The sequence below is a fragment of the Chroococcidiopsis cubana SAG 39.79 genome, assembly GCF_003991895.1.
Lineage (GTDB): Bacteria > Cyanobacteriota > Cyanobacteriia > Cyanobacteriales > Chroococcidiopsidaceae > Chroococcidiopsis > Chroococcidiopsis thermalis.
The window spans coordinates 37,566-48,002 of record NZ_RSCK01000051.1 but is presented as its reverse complement, the minus strand read 5'-3'; the positions used below and the strand labels follow the sequence as shown (position 1 = coordinate 48,002).

The following is a 10,437-nucleotide window of genomic DNA, read 5'->3' as shown; positions in this document are numbered from 1 at the left end:
GCCAAGGGTTTAGGTGGTGGTATCCCCATCGGCGCGATGATGTGCAAGCAGCATTGCGATGTGTTTGCACCAGGAGATCATGCCAGTACATTTGGCGGCAATCCATTTGCCTGTGCAGTCGCCTTGACGGTGTGCGAAACGCTCGCCAAAGAGAATTTATTAGAAAATGTCAGCGCCCGTGGCGAACAGCTCAGAACGGGCTTGCGGGCGCTGGCAGCCAAATATCCCGCCCTCATCACTGACGTGCGCGGTTGGGGTTTAATTCATGGGATGGAGTTAGCTGCCGACAGCGAAATTACCGCAGCGGATGTAGTTAAAGCGGCGATCGCTGAAGGTTTATTACTCGTGCCAGCCGGAGCAAAAGTGCTGCGCTTCGTACCACCCCTGATTGTTACCGAAACAGAAGTCAATCTTGCCCTACAAATATTGGAAAAGGCGATCGCAGCAGTGCAAGCATAAAGTAGGGTGGGCAACGCCCACCTCACAAAAACTATGCAGCCAAACCACTATGCCTCAACAAAGGCTCTGTACTCGGCTCTCGACCTCGGAAGGATTTAAACACATCCATTGGATGTTGGCTACCACCCAAAGCCAGCACGGTATTGCGAAATCGTTTCCCCGTCTCAGTCAGTGCCTGGGGATTATCTAATCCAGCTTCTTCAAATGCACCGAAGGCATCAGCACTGAGGACTTCTGCCCATTTATAGCTGTAGTATCCCGCAGCGTATCCGCCAGCAAAAATATGTCCAAAAGAACACAAAAAGGCATCTTCTGGTAATGGTGGTAATACGGTTGTCGTCTTGGCGATGCGCTGGCGTACGTCACTGGCTGTCTCCGTACCACCAGGCTGATAGCGATGGTGCAGTTCCAAATCGACTAAACCGAAGTGCAACTGTCGTAGCATTGCACTGCCACTCATATAATTGCGGGCAGCAATGAGTTTTTGGTAGTAATGTTCTGGCAAAGTCTCGCCAGTTTCGTAATGCTTTGCCATTCCCATCAAGGTTTCTTGATGGTAGCACCAGTTTTCCATGAACTGGCTAGGTAACTCAACTGCATCCCATTCGACGTTATTAATCCCAGCTGCCCCTGCATCGTCTACTTTAGTCAACATGTGTTGCAACCCGTGACCAAACTCATGGAATAAAGTCTCCACTTCGTTGAAAGTCATCAAGCTGGGCTTGCCATCAACAGGAGGAGTTTGGTTGCATACCAAATAAGCTACAGGTTTACGAGTGGCAACTGTACCCTCGTGAGTTGTCATTTTTGCCCGACCAATACAATCATCCATCCACGCACCGCCTCGCTTTTCCGCTGGACGGCTGTAGGGGTCTAGATAAAAATAGGCGATTGCTTCTCCTGTTTCGTCAGCAATCTGAAAATATCTCACATCTTCATGCCAAACTGGTGCTTGACCGTCCGCAGCAGTAACAGTCACTCCAAATAGCTTGTTAACTAGAGTAAATAGCCCGTCCAAGACTTGGGGTAAGGGGAAGTAAGGGCGCAGTTCCTCTGCACTAAAAGCAAATTTTTCTTCTCGTTGGCGTTCTGCCCAAAATGCAATATCCCAATGCTGCAAGTTGCTGCCCTCTGGCGCTCCCTTAGACGCGGCAAAAGTTCTCAAGTCTTCTAAATCTTGCTTTGCAGCATCGTAACTAGCGCGTCGCAATTCCTCTGATAAAGTCTCTACTGCATCTACGCTGGGAGCCATTTTACTAGCTAGACTTAATTCTGCGTAGCTATTAAACCCAAGCAAATTGGCTTTTTCGCGTCGTAGTTGTAAAATCTTTTCAATCAAAGGAGTATTATCTAAATCTCCAGAGGAAGCGCGACTAATAAATGCTCTATATAGTTTTTCTCGCAAATCCCGACGTTTGCCATGCTGCATGAAAGGCAAGTAACTAGGAAAATCCAGCGTCACGCGCCAAGGACCAATTTCCGGTGTTGCCTTTTCTTCCCCTGCGGCACGGGCGGCTTGAGCTGCTAGACTTAACCAACTAGGAGGTAAGCCTTCTACTTCATCTGGTGATGTCAATGTCAGGCTGAAAGCTTTGGTTGCGTCTAAAACGTTGTTAGAAAACTTGGTGGTAAGTTCAGCTAACTCTAATTGAATCGCATTAAAGCGATCGCGTTGCTCTCCTGCTAGACCTACGCCCGACAGCTCGGCATCTCGAATTGCTGCTTCCACAATCCGTTTTTGAGCATCTACTAAGGTATTCCAAGTTTCGCTAGCTCGTAATGCTTTAAAAGCTGCGTAAAGCGGCTGACTTTGACTAAATTTGTTATAAAACTCTACGACTTGTGGCTGTACAGTTTCGTAAGCTGTCCGCAGTTCCGGGCTATTCTTTACGCCCATCAAATGCCCGACAATACCCCAACTCCAGCGCAAGCGCTCTGACAAGCGATCTATAGGTTCTACCAACCCACTCCAGGTTGGCGTGACGTTTGCTGCTAAATTCGCTAGTTCTGATTCTAGTTCCGCCAGCAGTTGTGTCATGGCTGAAACCACATGCTCTGGCTGAATATCTGCAAATGGTGGCAATCCCTGACCTTTTAATAATGGATTGTCAACTGTAGCGATCGCACTCATAAGCGGTTCTACTTTGTATTAGTGTTACCTCCATTATCGTTAACACCTACAACTACCGCCGAGTGTTGAATGCCGTAAGCTGACATTGCTCGTCGGCTATGAGTCACTAGTGAAAATACCAAGAATGACGAATGACAAATGACTCACCTAAACAATTTCTACATTCCTGACTAATAGCAGTTGATCCACGTCTAACATGAATATTGTCAGTGGTGGTTCTGTTGCTGGAATCACGGCTACGTGAGTTGCAAAGCCGAATATATCGGCATTGCGGTAAGATTCTGGCAAAATGCGCACGCAAGACAAGGGTACGTCCATCAAAGTAGGAACTTGAGCAACGGGAATGGCATAAAGTTCTCTTTGTCTGTCTTGGACGAGCATCAAATAACCCCGCTTTGCTGGATCGAGATTGCCGCTAGACTGAAATAATCGCCGCTGGAGATCGACCACCGTGACTTCGCGATCGCTCAGATGAATCAATCCGACTCCATGTTGCCCGCTACCATAAACTACTGTCTGTGGCAGTACTTTTACAATGCTATTAATATGCAAAGCTAAGTTAAACTCGCCCATTTGAAACATCACGATTTTTATGGACGTAGCTGTTTCTTGAGCAATCTGTCCTGTAGCTTGAATTTTCGATCTAACTAGAGCGCTTGCCATATCAGTTATCAGTTATCTAGTTAACAGGGAGTAGGAAGTAGGGAGCAGGGAGCAGTTATCAGTGACCAATGACCAATGACCAATGACCAATGACTAAGGAGCAACACCTTCTGCCAGGAGTTCTTTAACGGCTGCTAAGAATTCTTGCTCGATGTACGGTTTGGTGAAGTAGTGTTTAGCGCCTAAATGTTTAGCTAGCTGTTGGTGTTTTTCACTACTACGAGAAGTGAGCATCACCACAGGAATTTTTGAGAGTTGTGGGTCTTGCCTACGATGGCTGAGGAACTCGAAGCCATTCATGTTTGGCATTTCCACGTCGGAAATTACAAGTTGGATAATGTGTAGATTTTGTTGTAGTTGGTTGATTGCCTCTCGACCGTCTCTAGCTTGTAAAACGCGATAATCAGCTTTTTGGAGAGTCAGCGCCAAAGTCTGCCTTACGGTAATTGAGTCATCTACCACCAGAACAGTTGGAGTCACAGTTTTAACTGGGGGAGCTGATGGAGTAGAAGTACTATCATCTGGCAGTTCCGCAACAGGCAAGCTGGGTAATGCGGAAACGTCACCAACACGCCGTCCGTCGCCAAAGAAGGATTGCAACAGCCCAGATACGTCAACGACTGGGATCAAACAACCATTACCCAAAATCGTACAGCCATAAATATATATTGGTGGCGCGATCGCGGGACTGAAAGGTTTAATGACGAGTTCTTGCTCGGTTACCAAGCGATCGACTTCAATAGCAATCAGCTGGTCGTCTTGTTCTAACAACAGAATCGGTGCTGCCCAGTCATCAGGGGTAGGCACAGTTGCCAAACTTTGATTTTGTTGAGTTTCCGGTAACGGGCAAGAATATTGCAGAAGTTGGGATAGGTGATAGGCAGGGACAATATGACCTTGCCAATGCAAAAATCTCTTGCCGCTACTGACTCTCACCTGATCGGGTTGGGGAATTAAAATTTCAGCAATACTGTCAGAAGGTAGCGCCAGAGCAGTGGAACCAACAAAGCAAACGAGTAGTTTGGCGATCGATAATGTCAGTGGAATGCGTAAGGTAAAAGCAGTGCCGCGCCCTGGTTCAGAGTTAAGCGTCACGCTACCTTTAAGCGATCGCAATTGGTCGCGTACCACATCCAGTCCTACACCTCGACCGGACAGCTGGCTGACTTGACTTGCTGTAGAAAATCCTGGTTCAAATAGCAATTCTAACAACCGCGATGGCTCGGCAACGGCTGCTTGTTCTGGAGTTAATAACCCCATGTCTATTCCTTTTGCTCGAATCCGGTCTAGGTTAACACCCCGCCCATCGTCTCGCACTTCAATCATCGTCTGGCTACCTTGGTGATAGGCACGAATTTCAATCGTCCCTTGCTCTGGTTTGCCCCGTTGTTGTCGATCTTCTGGCATTTCAATCCCGTGATCGAAAGCGTTGCGAACTAGGTGTACTAACGGATCGTTGAGTTTTTCTAGCACGGCTCGGTCTACTAAAACCCCCGTTCCGTTTAACTTGAGTTCTACTGGTTTGTTGTACGAATTAGACAAGTCGCGCAACATGCGTGGGAAACGGTTGAGAACTTCACTCAAAGGCAACATCCTCGCCCACATCAAGTCATCCCGCAAATGACTCAGCATTTGGCGTTGTCTTTCTAGCGTTTGACTAGATTGTCCTGCCAGTAACACCACGTCACCCACAGTTTCTTCCAATTGCATGATTTCTTCTAGAGTGGTTTGTACCAGGGAGTGTAACTCGCCATAGTTATCCATCTCCAAAGAATCAAAGCTTGTTTGTCCGAATGAGGCAAGTCCTGTAGGTGCGATTGCAGTGATATTTCCAGAATTAGATTTTCCTACGGCACTACTGGATAACCCTCTATAGCTCTGAGGAGCGACTAACATCTGGTCGGCAAAATCTCGCAAGTTATGAGCGATTTGTCTGAATTTAGCAAAACGACGCAGTAAAGCAACGATAATTGCTTGCATTTGATCGTTTTGCAGTGCCAGACTGTTGCGGTTAATTGCCAATTCACCAACTAAGTTGTTCATTCGTTCCAGTCGCTCTAGGTCAACGCGCACTGAAAGCTGAGATAGCTGAGGAGTAGCAGCCTTATTACCAGCTTTACTTGTTTCTGGTGCTTGGCGTGCTACCCCAGAAATTTTAAGCGGAGCTGGATTGCTAGGGGCGATCGCGGTAGTCTTTTCTACAACTGTCGGTACCTTGGGTGTGGTTGGTACTATAGAAGCCGATCGCCCAGTCGGTAGGGCAAGATCTTCTAGTGGTGGTAGATTGCCAAATATCTGCTCGACTGATTGAATTGCGTCTGATGGATTTTCCTGAGCGCTGCGATCGGTGGCTTTTTGCTCAGAAGCAGCAACGACAGCAGGCGTAGCTGGCTCTTCTGCTAATTTCAAGTCACCAAAAATATCATCTAGCGATGGAATAGAGGCGCTATCTGCTTGAGGTGCGGCGCTTGGCGAAGCATCTGCGATCGTGCTGTCTTGACCGATACTACCGAAAATATCGTCCAGATTGGGAAGCGCTGTAATTTCGGGCGTAGTTGCAGGGGTAGCAATCGGTGTTGCGGGGACATCAGTTTCTACTAACGTACCAAATACATTCTCTAAAGATGTTTGTGCAGTTGGAACTGCCGTCAAATCGCCGATTGCATTTAATGCGCCAAATATATCTTCAACCGTTGAGTCAGGAATTGCTGGCAATGGCATAGATGCCAAATCTACCTCTGCCAAAGCGCCAAAAACATCGTCCACTGGCATGTTGAAAACGGCTGGGGCAGTTGCCTCTACTAGTGCTGCTAAAGCTGGGGAGAGATTGCCACCAGATGTGCGATCGCCTGCCATCACTGCTTGTCTACCTGTCTCAAAGTCAGCTAGAGCGAGTTGAGCAATCTGTAAAGCTTGCTCTGGATGAGCGTCGATTGCGGCGATTGCGGTAGAGGCGATCGCGCCGAATCCTGGCAGGTTTAACAACTCGGCAATACCTGCAAATACTTCTGCTTGCGCTCGTAATTCTCCCGCAATTTCTTTACCTGTGGGATCGGTTATGACAGCCGAGAGTCGCTCGATTCCCTGGGCAACATCCACCTCAAAAATCGAGAGTGCAATATCTACCCCTAGATCGATAGAGCTAGGTAACTCCGCCGCTCCTTTCAAGAAATTTCCTATACTAGATTCGATCCGAGCAAACACTGGCTCTGCTGTTGCCATTGCCTGCTCGTTGTTGCACTGACCGTTTTCAATCTGCTCGATTAATGGTAAACGCAGACAGTCATAAGCTTCTAGTAACAAGCCTTCTACTTCGGCATTAATATCTAACTCTGGGTTGTGCAACCCTTTAAAGATATCTTCTAGGCTATGAGCTAGGGTTTTAATCGTGTCTAGACCAACACTCGCCGCCCCTCCCTTAATTGAGTGAGCAGCCCGCATCATGTTATGAATTTTGGCGGTGCTGCGTTCCGTTCTGAGCGTCAGCAATTCCTCTTCAATGAGCTGCAATAGCTCTGGAGCTTCTTGAATGAAGAATTGATAAGCCTGGTCGCGAATATCAGAGTCGATCGCCATACAGAATAGGGAGTAGGGAGTAGGGGAAGATAAGTGGCTAGTGGCTGGTGACTAGTGACTAGCCACTAGCCACCGATCGCTAACTCACTTTGAACTGACTGACACTGGCTTGCAGTTCTTGTGCTAGTGCTGAGAGTTCTCTAAAGGAGCTAGAAACTACGGTTGCTTCGTTGGAAGTGCGGTCTGAGATCGCCACTACATCTGTCATGGTGGCAGTCACTACTTCAGATGTTTGGGACTGCAACACCGCAGCAGAAGCGATCGCGGCTACGAGTTCGCCGATCTGTTGACTCGCTGTGGCAATTTGGTTCAAGCTTTGACGAGTTTCATCGACTAACTTGGTTCCAGAAACAACTTGTTCTGTGCCAGCTTCCATTGCTGCTACCACTTCGTTTGTCTCTGCCTGAATGTTGGCAATCAAACTTTCAATTTCTGCGGTTGCTTCTGCTGATTGCCGCGCCAAGACGCGCACTTCATCAGCTAGTACGGCGAATCCTCGTCCTTCTTCTCCAGCACGGGCAGCTTCAATAGAAGCTTTTAATGCTAATAAGTTGGTTTGAGCGGCAAATCTACCAATTAAGTTCACGACTTTAGAAATCTTTTGAGAGGATTCACCCAACTGCTTCACTTTTTTCGAGGTTGTCGTCACTGTGTCCCGAATTGCCATCATTCCTTCCACTGTTCGGTTCATCGTCGTACCTCCTACTGCTACCGTTTCGGTTGCTTGTTGTACGACTGCTTCTGCTTGGGAAGCACTTGCTGCTACAGCACGAATTGAGTCGGACATCTGTTGAATTCGCTCTAGTGCGGCAGTAATGACCTCGGTTTGCCGCAGCGCTTCTTGAGACAGTTCGCTCACAGATCGTTCGCTGCTAGTTGTTGTGCTGGCTACTTGTCGAGCGGCAGTTTGTACTTGCGTCACGATTTTTCGCAAGCTGTTGATTGTGGCATTGTAAGAGTCGGCGATCGTGCCGATTTCATCTTCGGTGACGTTAGCGCGTACTGTTAAGTCGCCGCGACTAACTGGATCGACTTGCATCAACAGTTCTAAAGCACGTTGCTGCATGAACTCTCTAGCGTTCTTTTGCTGCTCTAACAGAGATGCGCGATCGAGAGCGTAGCCAATTTGCGTTGCTAATTGCCGGAAAAAGTCCATTTCTTGCTGCTGCCAAACACGCGCACCCGAACATTGATGAGCAATTAATAAACCAAATAACCGATCGCCCTGCACGACTGGCGCGACCAAATTTGCTTTGACGCTAAATTGTTCGAGTTGTTTGCGATAACAAGCAGTCACTCTCGGTTCCTTGTATATATCGCTAATGCTCGTGACTTGTCCCTTCTTGTAGCGTTCTACCTGACCTTTCTTCAAGCAGGGATCTTCAATCTCAGCTCCCATTGCTACTGGAAAACCATTAGCCACCGACTCAGCTATAATTGTCCCCTTCCAGTTAGTCGGGTCTAAACCGTAAACCACCACTCGGTCTGTGGCGATCGCTTGCCGGATATTATCAGTAGCAACATTCAGTACATCTTGTAGGTTGCTGATTTGAGCAATTTTGAGCGTGATATCTTTTAGTAGCTCGCCGCGCTTAGCTTCGTCTTGTTGTTCTTGTAATAGATCGATCCGGTGCAAAGATGACCCTAATTGTAATCCTAAGCGCTCTAGAAAATTAATTTCTGCTTGCTCCCAAAGATACGCTTTTGAGCAATATTGAGCAAATACTAAACCAAAAAGCTCGTCGTTTTTAATAATTGGTGCAACTAAATTTGCTTTAATTTTCAATCTTTCAAGTAATTGAATGTGGCAATCAGTTAAGCCTGCTCGATAAATATCGTCGATCGCCCTCACCCGACCTTTCTTGTATTCTTCAGCTTTTTTTGCCTGCATACAAGTATCGGCAATCGTCGTGTTGAGGCAGGACGGTAAACCAGGAATGGCTGCCTCGGCAACAACTATTCCACTCCAATCAGGGTGGAAGCGATAGACTACTACTCGTTCTACTTGTAATGCATCGCGGGTGGCTTTGACTGTATGAGCTAACACGTCTTCAACTGTTTGAAAATCTCGTGTTTTTGCTGCCAAATCGCCAAAAAATTGAGCGTATTTTGCTTCTTGGCGACGAGCTTCCAGATTGGCTTCAATATTAGCCGCCATCTGATTCAATTCTTGCGAGAGAATGCCAATTTCATCGTGGCGATCGCTGGCTTCTTCCAGTCTCGTGCCAGTCTCTCCAATCCCAATTTGTTGTGCGAAACTTGCTAAACGTTTGAGCGGTCGAGAAAAAGAGCCTGCTACTGGAATTGCAACTAAACCAATTAATAGTAACATTCCCCCAGAAACGCCATAGGCGAAGAGTTGTTGTTCGCGAATGTGAGCTTCTATTTCATCTAAAGGTGTACCGACAAAAGCCATTCCAACAGGCTTGGCTTTGTCTGGATTCAAAATTTTTTCATGGTCGTACAGAGGACTGTATGCTGTAAGATACGTTTGCCCCAAGATATTTGTCTGACCGTTAAATTCCTGCCCCCGATCTAAGACTTGCTGTGCTACTTCTCTGGCAGCTCGCGTACCAATTGCTCTAGATTTACCGTCTGTATATGGGACAGTCGTTGTCACCCGCCAATCTTGAGCAAAGATTGTTGATAAGGAAACTTTTTCAAAGTCTTTAAAACTATCTACCTGCCCTGGTGCTTGATTGATTACAGAACCGACGATGACAGCACCTACAACTTTTTTACCTGCTAGAATTGGCTGTACTGTCATCCCTACCAATCCGATTTTCCCCGCATCAACGTTGTAAGTCCCATTGGGAGAGGGTTGTTTGCTTGGTGGTAAACCTGCTGTCGGTTGGGAACGAATACCAATATTCGCTTGCTTATCTTGCCCTAAGCGTTTGAGAACACTACTATTAATGAGTTCTAGACCGCTTAAAACTTTTCCTGTTTGCAAAGCGTGTTGGACGATCGGCACATCCCCTAAATTGATACCAGTTGGCAGAGAAACTTGGCGGTAGGGAGGATTGAGTTCTACTTTATCTACAGGTAAATTTAAATATTCTTCTGATAAGGTACGAATACTTTGAGCAATTGTTTTTCCGTCAGCACCTACAATGACACGGAGGTTTTTTTCTACAGAACCACTACCATCTGTGACGCTAAATTTGCCCAGAAAAGTATTGAGAAACTGGCGTTGAGCTGCTACCTGCTGCCGATCGCGCAGATCGATCTTCATTGCTTGTACGACTTCGGCGACCGTATTCGCTTCTGTAGCTGATTCCGTAACAACCCACGTAGCATAGTTAGATAAGAAACTAGCTTGAGCTTTTTGTAAAAATGTTTGAGCGTTCTGTATTTCTCTTTGTCGCGTCACAGCAGCATTTTTCTGCGTCACTACGACTATAGGCAGTGCCGCACTCAGCATTAACAATAGAGTTAGCTTGGTGCGAAAGCTAAAATTGTTCCACGGTTGACTGCGGCGCTGCTTGCCAACAGCAGATCCATTTGGCGATCGCGGTGGCTGCGAGAATGTTTTGACCTCAGAGTTTGAGACTTGGGGAGTTTGTTTGAGGCGAGAATTTAGCATAGCAGATACGTTTTCGAGGGAG

The 10,437-nt window shown here is 47.0% G+C and carries 5 protein-coding genes; 1 reads left to right on the top strand and 4 read right to left on the bottom strand.

Annotation, left to right across the window (positions count from 1 at the left end):
• Positions 1-459 (top strand): aminotransferase class III-fold pyridoxal phosphate-dependent enzyme (locus DSM107010_RS24125; protein WP_127024108.1); only part of this gene is annotated, 459 nt, incomplete at its 5' end.
• Between the two features lie 31 nt (positions 460-490).
• Here the strand turns inward: DSM107010_RS24125 and DSM107010_RS24120 are convergent.
• The 4 genes from DSM107010_RS24120 to DSM107010_RS24105 form a co-directional block, all read right to left on the bottom strand.
• Positions 491-2,590, bottom strand: coding sequence for a M3 family metallopeptidase (locus DSM107010_RS24120; protein ID WP_106168375.1), 2,100 nt, complete (start codon positions 2,588-2,590; stop codon positions 491-493).
• Between the two features lie 147 nt (positions 2,591-2,737).
• The gene (locus DSM107010_RS24115; RefSeq protein ID WP_015152319.1) at positions 2,738-3,253 is read right to left on the bottom strand and encodes a chemotaxis protein CheW; all 516 of its coding nucleotides are present in this window, start codon (positions 3,251-3,253) and stop codon (positions 2,738-2,740) included.
• 93 nt (positions 3,254-3,346) lie between these two features.
• On the bottom strand, positions 3,347-6,829 hold the full coding sequence (locus tag DSM107010_RS24110; protein WP_106168376.1) for a hybrid sensor histidine kinase/response regulator: 3,483 nt from the start codon (positions 6,827-6,829) through the stop codon (positions 3,347-3,349).
• A gap of 79 nt (positions 6,830-6,908) precedes the next feature.
• Positions 6,909-10,415 (bottom strand): methyl-accepting chemotaxis protein, encoded by a 3,507-nt coding sequence (locus tag DSM107010_RS24105; RefSeq protein ID WP_127024105.1) that lies wholly within the window; start codon positions 10,413-10,415, stop codon positions 6,909-6,911.
• Between the last annotated feature and the right edge of the window lie 22 nt (positions 10,416-10,437).

Excerpts from the sequence above, each read along its gene's own strand:
- DSM107010_RS24115 (WP_015152319.1), bottom strand. The coding sequence starts at position 3,253 with ATGGCAAGCGCTCTAGTTAGATCGAAAATTCAAGCTACAGGACAGATT.
- DSM107010_RS24105 (WP_127024105.1), bottom strand. The coding sequence starts at position 10,415 with ATGCTAAATTCTCGCCTCAAACAAACTCCCCAAGTCTCAAACTCTGAG.
- DSM107010_RS24110 (WP_106168376.1), bottom strand. The coding sequence starts at position 6,829 with ATGGCGATCGACTCTGATATTCGCGACCAGGCTTATCAATTCTTCATT.
- DSM107010_RS24120 (WP_106168375.1), bottom strand. The coding sequence starts at position 2,590 with ATGAGTGCGATCGCTACAGTTGACAATCCATTATTAAAAGGTCAGGGA.